The 16439-nt window shown below is 65.5% G+C and carries 18 protein-coding genes; 8 read left to right on the forward strand and 10 right to left on the reverse strand.

All coding sequences use genetic code 11. The features are described from left to right. Positions 1 to 116 precede the first annotated feature (116 nt). The 5 genes from rpiB (at position 117) to O6W96_RS11800 (ending at position 3932) form a co-directional block, all read left to right on the forward strand. Complete coding sequence (rpiB, locus tag O6W96_RS11780) at positions 117 to 557, forward strand: ribose 5-phosphate isomerase B (protein ID WP_353469720.1); 441 nt, start codon at positions 117 to 119, stop codon at positions 555 to 557. Then, the gene (locus O6W96_RS11785) at positions 554 to 1864 is read left to right on the forward strand and encodes a serine hydroxymethyltransferase (protein WP_353469721.1); all 1311 of its coding nucleotides are present in this window, start codon (positions 554 to 556) and stop codon (positions 1862 to 1864) included. Before rpiB ends, O6W96_RS11785 begins: the two co-directional genes overlap by 4 nt. A gap of 5 nt (positions 1865 to 1869) precedes the next feature. Then, positions 1870 to 2049, forward strand: coding sequence for a hypothetical protein (locus O6W96_RS11790; RefSeq protein ID WP_056053298.1), 180 nt, complete (start codon positions 1870 to 1872; stop codon positions 2047 to 2049). Further along, complete coding sequence (gene nrdR, locus O6W96_RS11795; RefSeq protein WP_353469722.1) at positions 2050 to 2514, forward strand: transcriptional regulator NrdR; 465 nt, start codon at positions 2050 to 2052, stop codon at positions 2512 to 2514. A gap of 173 nt (positions 2515 to 2687) precedes the next feature. Then, positions 2688 to 3932 (forward strand): TrmH family RNA methyltransferase, encoded by a 1245-nt coding sequence (locus O6W96_RS11800; RefSeq protein WP_353469723.1) that lies wholly within the window; start codon positions 2688 to 2690, stop codon positions 3930 to 3932. On the opposite strand, the gene O6W96_RS11805 is transcribed toward O6W96_RS11800, so the two are convergent. Then, complete coding sequence (locus O6W96_RS11805; RefSeq protein WP_353469724.1) at positions 3929 to 4228, reverse strand: chorismate mutase; 300 nt, start codon at positions 4226 to 4228, stop codon at positions 3929 to 3931. The genes O6W96_RS11800 and O6W96_RS11805 overlap by 4 nt on opposite strands. A gap of 181 nt (positions 4229 to 4409) precedes the next feature. On the opposite strand from O6W96_RS11805, the gene rpsD reads away from it, so the two are divergent. Beyond that, positions 4410 to 5024 (forward strand): 30S ribosomal protein S4, encoded by a 615-nt coding sequence (gene rpsD, locus O6W96_RS11810; protein WP_056053294.1) that lies wholly within the window; start codon positions 4410 to 4412, stop codon positions 5022 to 5024. Between the two features lie 114 nt (positions 5025 to 5138). On the opposite strand, the gene O6W96_RS11815 is transcribed toward rpsD, so the two are convergent. Beyond that, positions 5139 to 7151, reverse strand: coding sequence for an alpha/beta hydrolase family protein (locus O6W96_RS11815; protein WP_353469725.1), 2013 nt, complete (start codon positions 7149 to 7151; stop codon positions 5139 to 5141). A 123-nt stretch (positions 7152 to 7274) separates the two neighbouring features. Here O6W96_RS11815 and O6W96_RS11820 point away from each other — a divergent pair, with 123 nt between their 5' ends. Together O6W96_RS11820 and O6W96_RS11825 are read left to right on the forward strand one after the other, a co-directional pair. Then, positions 7275 to 8903, forward strand: a complete 1629-nt coding sequence (locus O6W96_RS11820) for a M28 family peptidase (protein ID WP_353469726.1) — start codon at positions 7275 to 7277, stop codon at positions 8901 to 8903. After that, positions 8904 to 9875 (forward strand): agmatine deiminase family protein, encoded by a 972-nt coding sequence (locus tag O6W96_RS11825; RefSeq protein ID WP_353469727.1) that lies wholly within the window; start codon positions 8904 to 8906, stop codon positions 9873 to 9875. Positions 9876 to 10192: 317 nt separating this feature from the next. Here the strand turns inward: O6W96_RS11825 and O6W96_RS11830 are convergent, their stop codons facing one another. The 8 genes from O6W96_RS11830 to O6W96_RS11865 form a co-directional block, all read right to left on the reverse strand. After that, a complete protein-coding gene (locus O6W96_RS11830) occupies positions 10193 to 11062 on the reverse strand; it encodes a class I SAM-dependent methyltransferase (protein ID WP_353469728.1) in 870 nt (289 codons plus the stop codon). Continuing rightward, entirely contained in the window at positions 11059 to 12459 is a 1401-nt protein-coding gene (gene thrC, locus O6W96_RS11835) for a threonine synthase (protein WP_353469729.1), read from the reverse strand. Before thrC ends, O6W96_RS11830 begins: the two co-directional genes overlap by 4 nt. A 132-nt stretch (positions 12460 to 12591) precedes the next feature. After that, positions 12592 to 13203, reverse strand: a complete 612-nt coding sequence (locus O6W96_RS11840) for an SURF1 family cytochrome oxidase biogenesis protein (RefSeq protein WP_353469730.1) — start codon at positions 13201 to 13203, stop codon at positions 12592 to 12594. Further along, positions 13200 to 13583, reverse strand: a complete 384-nt coding sequence (locus tag O6W96_RS11845) for a DUF983 domain-containing protein (protein ID WP_353469731.1) — start codon at positions 13581 to 13583, stop codon at positions 13200 to 13202. The genes O6W96_RS11840 and O6W96_RS11845 overlap by 4 nt, the downstream gene beginning before the upstream one ends. A 270-nt stretch (positions 13584 to 13853) precedes the next feature. Beyond that, the gene (locus tag O6W96_RS11850; RefSeq protein ID WP_353469732.1) at positions 13854 to 14780 is read right to left on the reverse strand and encodes a cytochrome c oxidase subunit 3; all 927 of its coding nucleotides are present in this window, start codon (positions 14778 to 14780) and stop codon (positions 13854 to 13856) included. Positions 14781 to 14811: 31 nt separating this feature from the next. Next, a complete protein-coding gene (locus tag O6W96_RS11855) occupies positions 14812 to 15363 on the reverse strand; it encodes a cytochrome c oxidase assembly protein (protein ID WP_353469733.1) in 552 nt (183 codons plus the stop codon). Beyond that, a complete protein-coding gene (locus tag O6W96_RS11860; protein ID WP_165886435.1) occupies positions 15363 to 15500 on the reverse strand; it encodes a hypothetical protein in 138 nt (45 codons plus the stop codon). Before O6W96_RS11860 ends, O6W96_RS11855 begins: the two co-directional genes overlap by 1 nt. Then, entirely contained in the window at positions 15497 to 16396 is a 900-nt protein-coding gene (locus tag O6W96_RS11865) for a heme o synthase (RefSeq protein ID WP_353469734.1), read from the reverse strand. Before O6W96_RS11865 ends, O6W96_RS11860 begins: the two co-directional genes overlap by 4 nt. Between the last annotated feature and the right edge of the window lie 43 nt (positions 16397 to 16439).

A 16439-nucleotide genomic window follows, 5' to 3' on the forward strand; every position in this document is an offset into this window, starting at 1 on the left:
TGACGGAGTGAAATGGGATGCCGTCGCGCCTCACGACCCGCGAACAGGTGTGGCAAATCCGCGCTCGGGTCGGTATGGGGCTGAGCACCCGATCCCCCGTCACAGGAATACGCCAGGTGCGCATCGCCATCGCGTCCGATCACGCCGCCGTTTCGTTGAAAGCGGCGCTCGCCGCCTGGCTGCGCGAGGCGGGGCACGATGTGCTAGACCTCGGGCCCGAAGGCACCGCCAGCGTCGACTATCCGGACTACGGGTTCAAGCTTGCTGCAGCGATCGCCAATGGTAGCGCGGACCGCGGCATCGCGCTGTGCGGCTCCGGGATCGGCATCTCGATCGCCGCCAATCGCAATCCCGCCTGCCGCTGCGCGCTCGTGTGCGAACCGCTGTCGGCGAGCCTTGCGCGCATCCACAACGACGCCAACACCATCGCGATGGGCGCCCGCCTGATCGGCGAGGAAATGGCCAAGGCGTGCGTCGAAGCGTTCCTGTCCGCCGATTTCGCCGGCGGCCGTCATCAATTCCGTGTCGACAAACTTTCCACAAAGGTCCCCGCATGAGCACTCAGCCCCGCGAACTCCACGACGTCCAGCCCGACGGCTTTTTCACGCGCGGCCTGGCCGATGCCGATGCTGCCGTATTCGCTGGCGTCGCCGCCGAGCTGGAACGCGAGCAGACGCAGATCGAACTGATCGCGTCGGAGAACATCGTCTCGAAGGCGGTGCTCGAGGCGCAGGGCTCGGTGTTCACGAACAAGTACGCCGAGGGCTATCCGGGCAAGCGGTATTACCAGGGCTGCGCGCCTTCGGACACGGTCGAGACGCTCGCGATCGAGCGCGCCAAGCAGATCTTCGGCTGCGGGTTCGTCAACGTGCAGCCGCATTCGGGCGCGCAGGCGAACGGCGCGGTGATGCTGGCGCTGGTGAAGCCCGGCGACACGATCCTCGGCATGAGCCTGGATGCGGGCGGGCACCTGACGCATGGCGCGAAGCCGGCGATGTCGGGCAAGTGGTTCAACGCGGTCCAGTACGGCGTCGATGCGACCACGCACCTGATCGACTACGACCAGGTCGAGGCGCTGGCGGTCGAGCACCAGCCAAAATTGATCATCGCGGGTGGTTCGGCGTATCCGCGCGTCATCGACTTCGCGAAGTTCCGCGCAATCGCGGACAAGGTCGGCGCGTATTTCATGGTCGACATGGCGCATTTCGCCGGGATCGTCGCAGCCGGCCTGCACCCGACGCCGTTCGGCCACGCGCATGTCGTGACGACCACCACGCACAAGACTCTGCGGGGCCCGCGCGGTGGCATGATCATGACCAACGACGAGGTGATCGCGAAGAAGATCAACTCGGCGGTGTTCCCGGGGCTCCAGGGTGGGCCACTGATGCACGTGATCGCAGCGAAGGCGGTCGCGTTCGGCGAGGCGCTGCAGCCCGACTTCAAGAGCTACATCGCCGCGGTCGTCGAGAACGCGAAGGTGCTGGCGGCGACGCTCAAGGAGCACGGCTCGGACGTCGTCTCGGGCGGTACGGACACGCATCTGGCGCTGATCGACCTCACCCCGCTGGGCATCACCGGGCGCGATGCGGACGAGGCGCTCGAACGCGCGGGGATCACCTGCAACAAGAACGGCATCCCCAACGATCCGCTGCCGCCGGTGAAGACCAGCGGCATCCGGGTCGGCTCGCCAGCCGGCACGACGCGCGGGTTCGGCCCGGCGGAGTTCCGCGAGATCGGCAACATGGTCGCCGACGTGCTGGACGGCCTCGCGAAAAAGGGCGAGCATGGGGACCCGGAAGTCGAGGCGGACGTTCGGACGCGAGTTCGTGCACTCTGCGCGCGCTTCCCGATCTATCAAGGATAAGTAGCATGTCGAAGTTCGACGACGTCCAGAACGACATCAAGGCGACCCCCGGCCTCGGCAAGAGCATGGCCAAGTGGAGCGCACTCGGCGCGGTCGTGGCGATCCCGGTGCCGGTGATCGGCCCGATCTTCGGCGCACTCGCGGGCGCGGGCTACGCGTACTACAAGGGCAAGAAGAAGGTCTGAATGCGCTGCCCCTTCTGCGGACATGAAGACAGCCAGGTAAAGGACAGCCGCCCCACCGAAGACGGGGCGGCGATCCGACGCCGGCGCCAATGCGAGGGATGCGCCGCGCGTTTCACCACGTTCGAGCGGATCCAGTTGCGCGAGCTGTTCGTGTTGAAGAGTGAGGGGCGGAGAGAGCCGTTCGATCGGGAGAAGCTGTTGCGATCGCTATCGATCGCGACGCGGAAGCGGGCGATCGAGGCGGGGCGGATCGAGAAGCTGGTGAGCGGGATCCAGCGCCGGCTGGAGACGCTGGGCGAGAACGACGTCACGTCGAAGCGGATCGGCGAGATGGTGATGGACGGGCTCAAGGGGCTCGATTCCGTGGCGTATATCCGGTTTGCGAGTGTGTATCGGGATTTCAGCGAGGCTAAGGATTTCGAGGCTTTTGCTGGGAGTGTTGAGGAGGTTGGGCGCGAGGGGTGATTCGTCCTTCCCTCTCCCGGCCTGCTCTCGTTCAGCCTCGTCCTTGTCCGGGTTTGTGTCCGCGCAACTGGCAGCATCACAAACTTTGCCTTATCGACGGTTCCTGACCCCTCTTCCGTTCGTCCTGAGTAGGGACTGAGCGCGGCGAAGGCCCGTATCGAAGGACAGGTTGCATGAGCTTTTACGCCTACATGCTCCGCTGTTCCGACGGCAGCTACTATATTGGCCACACCGACTCGTTGGAACGCCGTATTGCCCAGCACCAGCACGGTGAGCTCCCCGGATACACACACAACCGGCGCCCGGTTACGCTGATGTGGTCGCAGGACTTCCCGAGCAGGATCGAGGCGCTGGCGGCCGAGCGTCAGTTGAAAGGCTGGACGCGGGCGAAGAAGGAAGCTTTGGCGGTAGGCGATTGGGACGCGGTGCGCTTTCTCGCACGCAAATCCTTCGATACGGGTCTTCGGCTTCGCTCAGCCCCTACTCAGGACGAATGGGGTGGGGTGGATGAGCGGGATGGTTTGGCTGCCCACGATGGATTGGCCGAGCGCGATGAATTGGCTGAGCCTGACGACTTTGGTGAGCTTGGCGAGAGTGGTGGATTTGGCGACGTGATTGACGAAAACATGATTGTTACGGACGCGGCTGGGGACAGCGATGTACTCGCGGATGGAGATGGGGCGGTTGGAGCTCCACCCCCCGTCATCGTCCTCGTCCGCCCCCAACTCGGTGAAAACATCGGCAAGGCCGCGCGCGCGATGCTCAACTTCGGGCTCACCGAAATGCGCCTCGTCTCCCCGCGGGATGGCTGGCCCAACCCCTCCGCCGGCCCCGCCGCCAGCGGTGCCGACATCGTACTCCAGAACGCCAAGGTCTACGACAGCGTCGCCGCCGCCACCGCCGACTGCGCGCAGGTGTTCGCCACCACGGTGCGGAAACGCGGCGTGACCAAGCCGGTCGCCACCCCCGAACAGGCCGCAACCGAGATCCACGCCGCCCTCGGCCGCTCCGCGATCCTGTTCGGTCCCGAGCGGTCCGGTCTCGAAACCGACGACGTCGCAGTTGCGAGGACGATCATCACGGTGCCGATCAACCCGGAGTTCGGGTCGCTCAATCTCGCCCAGGCGGTGATCCTGGTCGCCTATGAATGGTCGAAGGGCCTGACCGCCGAACGTGAGCTGTCGCAGCCGTCGATCAATCCGATCATGCCGCCCGCACCGCAGGAGGAGCTCGACGGGATGATCGGGCAACTCGATGCGATGCTGATGGGAGCGGGGTTCTTCCATCTGCCCGACAAGATGCAGTCGACGCGGCGGACGCTCAGGACGTTGCTGACCAAGCCGGGCTGGTCGAGCCAGGAGATCCGGACCCTCCGCGGGGTGCTGTCGTCGCTGGCGGGGAAGCGACCGCGAGCCTAGCGCCGGTCGAAGGCGGCGAGTTCGTAGGCGATCGAGGCTTCGACCAGGCGTTCCCACAAATCCGCGACCACGGCCTCCGGAACGCCCAGTCTCACCGCCTCGGCCCGCGCATTGTCGATCACCTGTGTCTTCCGCGCCTCGTCCCGCACGTGCCCGCGCTCGGGCTTGATCCGCGCGGCGGCGTCCATGTACGCGAACCGCTTGGCGAGCAGCGCGACCAAGTCGCGGTCGAGCGCGTCGACGCCTGCGCGGACGTCGGTCATGGTGGTGCAATCTGGGCCGGGGAGAATGGTCATGCGCCGTCTCTTGCCGAGCCCCATCCGGCCTGTCCAGCTTGACTCTGGCCCGCCCCCCGTCTAGGCGCCCGCCTTCGCAATGGCCCTGCACCCCGGTGAAGCGGTGGCCCTGCCTTGTCTTAACGACGACCAGCAGAGCGATACCGGGACCAACGTTGTTTGCATTTGCAAAGGTTATACTATGTCGAAGCGTCAAAGCGCGAAGTACAAACTCGATCGCCGTATGGGCGAGAACATCTGGGGTCGTCCCAAGTCGCCGGTCAACAAGCGCGAATACGGCCCGGGCCAGCATGGCCAGCGCCGCAAGGGCAAGGTCAGCGATTTCGGCATCCAGCTGCGCGCCAAGCAAAAGCTCAAGGGCTATTACGGCGACGTGACCGAGAAGCAGTTCCGCGCATGCTACCACGAGGCTGCACGTCTGAAGGGCGATACTTCGCAGAACCTGATCGGCCTGCTCGAGCAGCGCCTCGACATGATCGTCTACCGCGCCAAGTTCGCGCCGACGATCTTCGCGGCTCGCCAGATCGTCTCGCACGGCCACATCCGCGTCAACGGCGTGAAGTGCAACATCGCTTCGCGTCGCTGCTTCGTCGGCGACGAGATCACGCTGGGTTCGAAGGCGCAGGAAATGGCGCTGGTCATGGAAGCACAGAGCCTCGCCGAGCGTGAGATCCCCGACTACGTCGCCACCGACGGTGCGGCCAAGGTCACCTTCACGCGCGTCCCGACGCTCGACGAAGTGCCTTACCCGGTGAAGATGGAACCGAACCTCGTCGTCGAGTTCTACTCGCGTTAAGTCGAGTATAGCGAGACCGGCCGGTGGTGCTCAGGCACCGTCCGGCCACGTGGCTTTGCCACGGCGCGGTTTGGAACAAGGGCGGTCCCGCTGGGGCCGCCCTTTTTCGTTGCCCTACATCCCCAGCGACGCCCTGAGGAACGCATCCGTCTTGGACAGCATCGCGGTGCGCGCGACGTCGTCGTCGAGCTGGTGATCCAGCCCTTTGAACTCGACAAGTTCGACCCTGCCACCCGCGCCTTTCAGCTTGGACGTCATCAGCCGCGATTCGCCGATCCCGACATTGCGGTCCTGATCGCCGTGGAACAGCAGTACCGGGACCTTGATCTTGACTGCATTGCGCGCCGGGGATCCGGCCTGGATATGCGGGCCGTGGCCGATGAACGCATCGACCTGTATGAAATTGGTGAAGCCACGTGATTCCTCACGCAACGCGTCGAGATCGGTGACGGGCGCGATGCCGACGATTGCCCTGAACAGGCCGGGATCGAGTACCGACGATTGCAACGCGGCATAGCCCCCATAGGACCAGCCGACGATCGCGAGCTTCTCGGGGGCGGCGATTCCCTGCGATACCAGCCAGCGGCCGGCGTCGTCGACGTCGCCGACTGCCGTCCGCCACGACTGGAAACCGTTTTTCTGGAACCACGCCGAACCATAGCCGGTCGAGCCGCGAAAATTGGGCTGCAGCACTGCAAATCCCCGTGCGGCGAAGAACTGTGAAAGCCAGTCAAAGCCCCATTCGTCGCGGGCACCCGGGCCGCCATGCGGTATCACGATCGCGGGAAGGCCTTTGGCCGTGCCGCCTGGGCCGTCGCTCCCGGCGGGCAAGGTGAGATAGCCGGGTATCATCGTTCCATCGGCAGCGCGGAAGCTGATCGACTTCACGCTGGCGAGTTTGGTGTTCTCGATCGCCTGCCGTGCGGGGGCGACCTCGCTCATCGCCTTTGTGGTCCGGTCGAGCAGATAATAGCGGCCGGGATCGACGTCGCTGCCGGCGAACAGCAACAGCTTGGTTTCGTCCGCGCTCGCATCGACGAAGGTGATCAGCGGATGGCCAGGCAGCGCCTTGCGGATCGAGGCGGCAAGCTTGTTCAGCGCAGGGTCGAAGAACTCCGCCTCGCGGCGATCGGTGGCATAGGACGCGCCGACGACACGCCTCTGTCGGCCGATCCGGATCAGCTGGTCGACATCGACATCGGGCCGCGCAAGTACGAGATTGCGCTTGAGGCTGCCATCGAGCGCGATACTGTACAGCGCTTGGCGGCCATCCTTGTCGTCGAAGCCGTACGCGACGTTCAAGGCGGGGTCGACCGCATAGGGATCGAAGCCGGCATCGCTGCCGCTCGCCTGGTCGACGACCTGGCTGAGCGGCAGCCAGTTGCGTTCACCCGGCTTGCGGTATGAATAGGTGATCTTGCCGCGGTCGTACCCGGAGCCGGATCTGTCGCGTGTACCGACGATCCGGACGGTACCGTGGCCATCGCTAATATATTCAGCGCCGCCGGCCCGCGCTGGCTCGATCGTGCGGCGCGCGAGCGTGACGGTATCGATCCGCTCGACGCCGAGGCCATCCGCGCTGCTTGCAAGCCGCGTCCCCAGTGTGTTCTCGGGGACGAACGTGCGCGTCATCAATACCGCACCTGTCCCGCCATCGGCCGTCCAGTCTATGATGGTGCCGCCATCCTGCATGATGCCGAGCGAGCGGTCGTTGGTGCGCGCGCTCAGTATCTTCATGTTGCCGCCGCTACTGTCGATCGCGAGCACGCGGCTGAAGGCAAGCAGCCCGACCCCGGTTTGCGACGTGGTGGCGATACGGCAGACCAGCCGGGTGTTACTCGACCAGCGGCAATCCCGGAGGTTTTCGGGATCGCCGGACGACCACAGGATAGCCTTGCCGACCTCGCCATCGGCCATGTCGACGATCCGCAGGACGGCGCCGCGTCCAGTGGTCGGAGAGATGACCGCGATGTGGGTGCCGTCGGGCGATAGGCTCAGTTGCTGAATTTCGCGTGCGCCGAACATTGCCGCGACCGGGCCGACAGGTTCCGTCGCTGCCTGCACCGGTAGGACCACCATAATTGCCCATACCGCCGCGCTCGCGCGCAGTCCCCATTTCAACCGCATCGTTGTCTCCCCTGAAATCCCTGGGCAGCAACCTATCAATATCCGGCGAAGCGACAAGCTCGGCGATGCTTGCGTGCCCCCGGGTGCGCTGCCAGAACACGCGCCACTGTTCGGGAGACGACCATGCGCGCTGTAATCCTGCCACTGTTGCTGTTGGGAACCGCCGCGTCGGCGCAGACTCCCGCCATCTCGGTCGAGACGTTGAAGACCGTGACGCAGGTGTTGTCGTCGGACGCGTACGAAGGCCGTGCGCCGACTACGCCTGCGGAGACGAAGACGGTCGCGTATATCGTCGAGCGGATGAAGGCGGCGGGACTGAAGCCCGGCAACAAGGGATCGTGGACGCAGGACGTGCCGATGGTCCAGATCACCGCGGGCAACGTGCAACCGTATGTGTTCTCTGGTGGCAAGACCCCCGTCAGCCTGAACTTCCGCACCGACATGGTCGCGGGCACCTACCGCGTCGTGCCGAAGGTATCGGTGGCGAACAGCGACGTTGTGTTCGTCGGCTACGGCATCACCGCGCCTGAAAAGGGCTGGGACGATTATGCCGGCACCGACGTGAAGGGGAAGACCGTGGTCATCCTCATCAACGACGCCGACTGGCAGACGATGTCGCGCGAGGGGCCGTTCGAGGGCCGTGCGATGACGTGGTACGGGCGCTGGCCATACAAGTTCGAGAACGCGGCCAAGCACGGCGCGGCGGCGGCGATCATCGTCCACGATACCGAGCCGGCGGCATATCCGTGGGCGGTGGTGCAGTCGTCCTGGACCGGGCCGCAGCTCGAGTTGGACGAGAAGGGCGATCATCTCGATCAGTCGCAGATCGTCGGCTGGATGCAGAAGCCGGCCGCCGAGCGCGTGTTCGCGAGCGCGGGCAAGGATTACGCCACGCTGGCGGCGGCGGCGAAGGTGAAGGGGTTCAAGGCGGTGCCGCTCGGGCTGAAGTTCGCGGGTGGGTTCGATAACACGATCAAGCGGCAGGCGTCGAAGAACGTGATCGGCGTGCTGCCCGGTACTGCCGCCCCGAATGATTACGTGATGTATTCGGCGCATTGGGATCATCTCGGGCGTTGCGATGCGGTCGATGGCGACGACATCTGTAACGGCGCTGCGGACAATGCGAGCGGGGTCGCCGGGCTGGTGACGTTGGCCGAGGCTCAGGTGAAGGCCGGGCCTGCCAAGCGCTCGATCGCGTTCCTAGCGGTGACGGCGGAAGAGTCCGGGCTGCTCGGCTCGCGCTATTATGCCGAGCATCCGATCTATCCGCTCGCTCGGACCGTCGGCGGGGTGAACATGGACGTGCTGAACGTCGATGGGCGGGCGAAGGACTTCGTGCTGACCGGCGCGGGGAAGTCCGAGATCGAGGATCTGGTGAAGCCGTTCGTCGCCGCCGAGGGCCGTGTGATCGGCGTCGAGGCGAATCCTGAGCGCGGCGGCTATTACCGGTCGGATCACTTCAGTTTTGCGAAGCTGGGCGTGCCGATGCTCGATGGCGGCAGCGGCGAGGACCTTGTCGTTGGCGGCACCGCAGCGGGGCATGCGGCGCGCGAGGATTATGTCGCGCACCGGTATCACAAGCCGGCGGACGAATATGACGCCAAGTGGGACTGGTCGGGCGCGGTCGAGGACCTGACGATCTATTACGGGCTCGGGCGCAAGCTCGCGGACGATACCAGTCTGTGGCCGAACTGGTATAAGACCGCCGAATTCCGCGGCATCCGTGACCGCGATCGCGCAGGAGCCAAGTAAGTGACCACGACTGTCTCGACACCCGCCGAATGGGCGCACCACAAGGCCGTCTGGATCGGCTTTCCGAGCCATGCGGACCTGTGGCTGGAGGATCTGGAGCCTGCGCGGGATGAGGTCGTTGCGTTTGCCAAGGCGGTCCACGCCGGAGGCAGGGGCGAGACGGTGATCTTGGTCGCGGCGGACGTCGGCTCGGCAACCACCGCAAAGCGGCTCGCGCCATTCGCGCAGGTGGTGGTCGAGCCGTTCGGCGATATCTGGCTGCGTGATACCGCCCCGATCATCGTCGGCGATGGCAGCGCGCGGGACTTCCGGTTCAATGGCTGGGGCGGGAAGTACGACCTGCCCGGCGACGACACGATCGGTCAGCGGCTGGCGGAGAGCCGGAACAAGCGCGTGGAGACTTGCGATTGGGTGCTCGAAGGTGGCGCGATCGATGGCGATGGTACCGGGACGGTGGTGACGACGCAGCAGTGCCTGCTCAACCGCAACCGCAATCCGTCGCTGACCAAGGCGGAGATCGAGGCGCGGCTGGCGTCGGACCTCGGCTATACCCGCGTGGTGTGGCTGGGCGACGGCTTGGTCAACGATCACACCGACGGCCATGTCGACAATCTCGCGCGGTTCGTCGGCGAGGGGCGCGTGGCGATCCCGAAGGCGACCGACAATGATCCGAACTGGCAGGTGTATCAGAACGCGGCGCGCGACGCCGAGGCGGCCGGGCTTGAGATCGTGACGATCCCGTCGCCGGGCCGCGTGCTGCGCGACGAGGAGGTCGTGCCGGCGAGCTATATGAACTTCTACATCGGCAATGCCGCGGTGGTGGTGCCGTTGTATGGGGCGGAGAATGATGCGGCGGCGGTCGTCGCGATCCAGGCCTTGTTCCCGGATCGCGAGGTTGTCGGGCAACGCGCGGATCATATCCTGACGGGGGGCGGGAGCTTCCACTGCATCTCGCAGCAGATTCCAGGGTAGCCCGGTAACTGCCGTTCGTCCTGAGTAGCTGTCGAGTAGCTCCGCAAGGAGCGTATCGAGACGGCGTATCGAAGGACAGGTCGGCGCGTCGAACCTGTACCTCGATACGAGCCTTCGATACGCCCAAGCGGGCTACTCGGTCTCTCGGCACGAACGGTAGGGGAGTTGCCGTGTTTGTCCCGTCCCTTGAATTAACCACCGCCCTGGCGAAGGCCCGGGCCCAATTAGGGGACGTAGCCAACGGAGGGCTGGCCTTCGTTACTCCAACCTTTCCAATTGGGCCCGGCCTTCGCCGGGGTGGTGCTAGCTGGCCGAGTTCAGCGGCTCCAGCGGGCCCAAATTGCGGTGGGGAGCGTTACCCCGCGCGCTTCTTCGCGGACGCCGAGTTCGCCGACTTCGACCTTGCCGGGCAAGTCCGCGAACACCTGGTTCAGCAACTCCCCGATCGCCATCGCGGACATGCGGACCGCGTAGACCGTCAGGAACAGGAACCGCGAGTTCTCGTCGAGCAGCTTCCGGCAGTCGGCGATCAGCTTGGGGAGATCGTCCTCAAGCCGCCAGACCTCGCCTTCCGGCCCACGCCCATATTTCGGCGGATCGAGGAGGATTCCATCATACCGCCGCCCGCGCCGAACCTCGCGCGCGACGAACTTCGCCGCGTCGTCGGTCATCCAGCGGATCGGCGCGTCGGCCATCCCCGACAGTTTCGCGTTGGCCTTGGCCGCCTCGACCGACTTCTTCGACGCGTCGACGTGCACCATGCGGACGCCCTTGGTGGCCATCGCCAGCGTGCCGACGCCGGTGTAGCCGAACAGGTTCATGCATTCGGGCGAGTCGACTCCGGCGACGCGCTCGCGCATCCAGCTCCACACCGGCGCCATGTCGGGAAAGAAGCCGAGGTGGCGGAACGGGGTCGTCTGCGCGGTGTATGACACCTCGTTCCACTTGAGCGTCCAGCCTTCGCGCGGCACGGGCTCCGAAAATTCCCAGCGACCGCCGCCGTCTTCGTCCGAGCCGGGGACGAATTCGCCCTGCGCTTGCCAGTCGGTCGAGGCGGGCGCCCACATCGCCTGCGGCTCGGGGCGGATGAAGCGGAAGCGGCCATAGCGTTCGAGCTTCTTGCCGTGGCCGGAGTCGATCAGGCCGTAATCCGCCCAGGGTTCGCCGATGAGGGTGTGCAGCTTCATGCCGACGGCTTCGCGCGCTCGGTGATGTAGGCGGTGATCGCCTCGAACGTTGCTGGGAGGGTAGCGTAGCGCTCCTCGCGGTCGAACAGGTCGCCGACGCGGGTGGGCAGTGAGGGGCGGACGCCGGTGGCGCGCTCGACCGCGTCGCCGAACTTGGCGGGGTGCGCGGTGGCGAGCGTCACGATGGGAACGCCCGCCGGGACTTCGGTGCGGAGCGCAGCGGCGAGGCCGATCGCGGTGTGCGGGTCGATCACTTGCCCCGCATGCTCGTGCGCCCAGCGCATCGCCAGCGTCATGTCGTCGAGGTCGATCCGCTCGCTCTGGAACAGCGCGGAGGCACCTTGCGATTGGGCATTGGTGAGACGCATCGCACCCGATGATTCGAAGCCGGCCATTTGTGCGGCCAGCGCTGCGCCGTCGCGGTCGCCGAGGTCGAACAACAGGCGTTCGAAGTTCGAGCTCACCTGGATGTCCATCGACGGGGTCGGGGTCTGCTGGACGCCGCCCTTCGAATAATCGCCGGTGCTGAGCGCGCGGTGGAGGATGTCGTTGACGTTGGTCGCGACCACCAGCTTGGCGACCGGCAGCCCCATCTTCGCCGCGACATAGCCCGCGAACACGTCGCCGAAATTGCCGGTCGGGACCGCGAACGCGACTTCGCGATCGGGCGCGCCGAGGCGGACCGCGGCGTAGAAGAAGTACACCACCTGCGCCATCAGTCGGGCCCAGTTGATCGAGTTGACCGCCGACAGCGCGAACTTGGTCGAGAAGGCGCGATCGTTGAACATCACCTTCACCAATGCCTGGGCGTCGTCGAAGCTGCCCTCGATCGCGATGTTATAGACGTTGGGGCTGAGCACCGTGGTCATCTGGCGGCGCTGCACGTCGGAGATGCGGCCGACCGGGTGGAGCATGAAGATGTCGATCCCCTCGCGCCCCGCGACCGCGTCGATCGCGGCCGAACCGGTGTCGCCGCTGGTCGCGCCGACGATCGTCAGGCGCTTGTCGGTGCCGGCGAGGAAGCGTTCAAAGAACAGCCCCAGCAGCTGGAGCGCGACGTCCTTGAACGCGAGCGTCGGGCCGTGGAAGAGCTCGAGCAGCCACTGGTCGTGGTCGAGCTGCACGAGTGGGACGACTGCTGCGTGCGAGAAGCGGCCGTACGCCTGTTCGCAGAGCGCCTTCAGTTCGTCGCGCGTCATCGCGTCGCCGACGAACGGGGCCATTACGGCGACCGCGGTGTCGACGTACGACAGGCCCGCGAGTGCGGCGATCTCGTCGCGGGTCATCGTCGGCCATGCCTCGGGGAGGTACAGCCCGCCATCGGAGGCGAGACCGGCGAGCGTCGCCGCTTCGAAATCGAGGATCGGCGCCGAGCCGCGGGTGCTGATGTAACGCATGGCCAAGCGGTTAGCGAATGGGCGGGGAGGCGACAAGCTGCGGGCGTTGTCCGTTTTCCTGCGAACGCAGGAATCCAGGGTTACGTAGAGATGCGCGCGGGACCCTGGGCTCCTGCGTTTGCAGGAGAACGGCTAGCGAGGGCGGCGGCGGAGCGCGAGCGTGTAAATGATCGCGGCGATGGCGGCGAAGAAGAACCATTGGCCGGCATAGGCAAGGTGGTTGTTCGGGACCGACGCGATGTCGGGCTTGCCGTTGGGGTTGAGGCCGGCCTGCGGAGTGTCCGCGACAAGCATCAGGCGTTGCGGGGTATGATCGAACAGCGATCCGATCAGCGAACGGCCGTCGGGCGCGTGGCTGATGTAGCCGGATACTTCGCCGCCGGCCCAGGCGATCTTGGCCATCGGATCGCGCGTCGTGCCGAGCTGGACGATCATGCCGGGGCCTTCCGCGCCGGTGCGGCACTGGGCGATCGCGCGGAAGCCGGACTTGCCGGCGCCGGCGAGCTTGATCTCGGTCGGCTGGAGGCAGAGGCCCGAGGCGCGGCGGAAGAGCAGCGTTTCATTGGGGATGCGCGGGAAGGCCATCGTTGGCTTGGCGGGGTTGGCGGCGAGCTGGGCGAGGAACGCCTCCTTTTTCGGGAGGCGGTCGAGGAGTTGCCATAGTCCCAGGCCGATCATCGCCGCTATCGCGAGCGTTACGAGGATGGTCGGGATGACGGGTATGCGTCGTGCGGTGCGGGTCACGGGTCGATTCGGCCTTCGCGGGCTGCGTTGCGGTATTCGGCGGACATGAGCGCGCCCTTGGCTGCTCGGAGCGAGAGGACGACTCCGCCAGCGGTAAAGGGAATCCAGATCAGCATGTGCAGCCAGAGTGGCGGGTGGGCCTTGAGTTCCAACGTGATCGCGAGGGCCACGACGAGCGCGCCAAGGATCAGCGTCAGGAAGGCGGCAGGGCCATCGCCGACGTTGAACTTGCTGAAGTCGAGCCCGCAGTTCGGGCAGCGATCGGCGAAGTTGGACCATTTCGCGAAGAGGGTGGGCTTGCCGCAGCGGGGGCACAGGCCTTGCAGTGCTACTTGGGCGATCGTGGGGGCGTTGGCGAGCGGGTATGGATCTTCGGTCATGCGGTCAGCGCTCCCCATCCTTGTCTCCCCGCAAAGGGGGGACCCAGACTGGGCTCCCACTTTCGCGGGATGGCACGGTAAGGGAGCGACGGTTGGTTCGCGTCCGTTCCGCATCCAAAACCGCCACCACCCCGGCGAAGGCCGGGGCCCAATCGGGGGACGCCGCTAACTGCGGACAGCGCTTCGTTACTGCAGCTCTGCCAATTGGGCCCCGGCCTTCGCCGGGGTGATAGCCGCCGGAGTGGCGGCCAAAGATGAGCTGGTAGTCGCTCAACCGCCGTGGACGGGGGCGCCCCAGCCGCCCCAGACGTAGACGGTGACGAACAGGAACAGCCATACGACGTCGACGAAATGCCAGTACCACGCCGCCGCTTCGAAGCCGAAATGCTGGCGGGGGGTGAAGTCGCCGCGATAGGCGCGGACCAGGCAGACGATCAGGAAGATCGTGCCGATCAGCACGTGGAAACCGTGGAAGCCGGTCGCCATGAAGAACGACGCGCCGTAGTTGATGCCCTTGAACGGGAACGGCGCATGGACGTATTCATACGCCTGGATCGAGCTGAACAGTGCGCCGAGAATCACGGTAAGCCACAGGCCCTTGAGCACGCCGTCGCGGTTGCCCACGCCAATCATGCCCCAGAGCCCGGTCTTCTCGCCGCCACGCTGGTTGTGGATCAGCGCGTGATGCGCCCACGTCACCGTGGTGCCCGACGTCAGCAGGATCAGCGTGTTGAGTAGCGGCAGTTCGAACGGGTTGATGACCGTCAGGCCCTTGGGAGGCCACTGCGCGACGATCGCCGCGCCGCCTTCGACGGCGCGCGTGACGGTGCCGTCGGCATAGGTCATCGCGGTCGGGAACAGCGAGAAGTCGAAGAACGCCCAGAACCAGCCGACGAAGAACATCACTTCGGAAGCGATGAACAGGATCATGCCGTAGCGGAAATGGAGCTGCACGACGGGGGTGTGATCGCCCGCATGCGCTTCCTTGATGACCTGCGCCCACCAGCTGTAGAAGGTGAAGAGCAGCCCGGTCAGGCCAATGAAGAAGATCCAGCCACCGCCGTTGGGCTTGTCGATATGGCCGCCGTGCATCCACATGATGCCGCCGACCGCCATGATCAGCGCCGAAAACGATCCGACCAGCGGCCAGATGCTCGGCGGCAGGATATGGTAATCATGGTTCTTGGCGCCGGCCATCGGTACTCCCCTATTTTCTTTGGCGTGGGTTCTAGCTTGCCGTCTTCGCAGAATCCACCGGGTAAAACGTATAGCTGAGCGTGATCGTCTGGATATCGGCGGCATCCGGATCCGTGAGGATTTTCGGATCGACAAAGAAGATCACCGGCATCCGCGCTGTCTCGCCGGGCTTGAGCGTCTGCTGCGTGAAGCAGAAGCACTGGATCTTGGTGAAATACTTGCCGGCCTGTGCTGGCTGGACGTTGAACGTCGCGGTGCCGGTGAGCGGCTTGTTCGAGGTGTTGGTGGCGGTGAAGAACGCCATGTCGCGCGCGCCAACGTCGATCGTGTCGGAGCGATTCTCTGGCACGAACTTCCACGGCAGCTTGGGACTGACGTTGGTGTCGAAGTCCACGGTGATCTTGTGATCGACCGCGCCGGGTGCTGCGAGCCCGCGGTTGGTAGTGCCGTTGAGCCCGGTCGCCGCGCAGAACAGCCGGTAGAGCGGCACGCTGGCCCAGGCGAGCCCGGTCATGAAACAGATGAAAAGCACCGCGAGCGCCGCGGTATGGTTGGTGCGAGACATCGCCTTCCAGCCAGCCATCAGTGCGGCATGCCTGCGCGGATCTTGGCGATCGAGATGGCGAAGACGAGGATGACGAACGCACCGAGGAGCAACGCCATGACGCGGGCGCGACCGCGTTGGCGGCTGCGGATCAGGTCTGGATCGGGCAGGCTCATGCGAACCACCGGTCGACGACCAGCGCGCCGAACATCACGAACAGATACACGATCGAGTATTTGAACAAGGCCTTCTCCGGTTTCATCGCATCGTCGGCATGCGTGGTGCGCTTCGCGACGCGAACGGCAAGCAATGCGAACAAACCGGTCAGCAGGACGGCCGCGATGCCGTAGATCCCACCCGTCAGCCCGAGCGGCCAGGGTAGGATAGCGACCGCCGCCATCGGGATCGTGTAGAGCCCGATCTGCGTCCGCGTGGTGCGCTCGCCCGACACGACCGGGAGCATCGGCACGCCCGCCGCGGCGTAATCGCTCTTCATGAACAGCGCGAGCGCCCAGAAATGCGGCGGCGTCCACAGGAACACGAATAGGAACAGCAGGACGGGCAACAGCGCGATGTCACCGGTCGCCGCGGCCCAGCCGATCAACGGCGGGAACGCGCCGGCGGCACCACCAATGACGATGTTCTGCGGCGTGCGGCGCTTGAGCCAGACGGTGTAGACGAGGACGTAGAACAGGATCGATACGGTCAGGATCGCCGCTGCAACGATGTTCACCGCAACGCCCATGAACAGCACCGAGAACGCGCCGAGCCCGACGCCAAAATGGAGTGCTGCCTGACGGTCCATGCGGCCATCGGGCAGCGGGCGCTTCTGCGTACGGCGCATGACCGCGTCGATGTCCGACTCATACCATTGGTTGAGCGCCCCCGCCGCGCCCGCGCCGAGCGCGATGCAGAGGATCGCGGTGAAGCCGATCACCGGGTGCACGCCCACGGGGGCGGCGAGCATGCCGCAAAGCCCGGTGAAGACGACGAGAGTCATCACGCGCGGCTTGGTGAGCGCTAGGAAGTCGCGCCAATGCGCCGGTGGCAGGAGGGGAGTGGCGGGAGTCATGGTTCGGGTACGCTATACGCGTTGCGGTGCGCGTCGGAAAGCC

This window comes from Sphingomonas faeni (assembly GCF_040407495.1).
In the GTDB taxonomy this organism is placed as follows: Bacteria; Pseudomonadota; Alphaproteobacteria; order Sphingomonadales; family Sphingomonadaceae; genus Sphingomonas; species Sphingomonas faeni_D.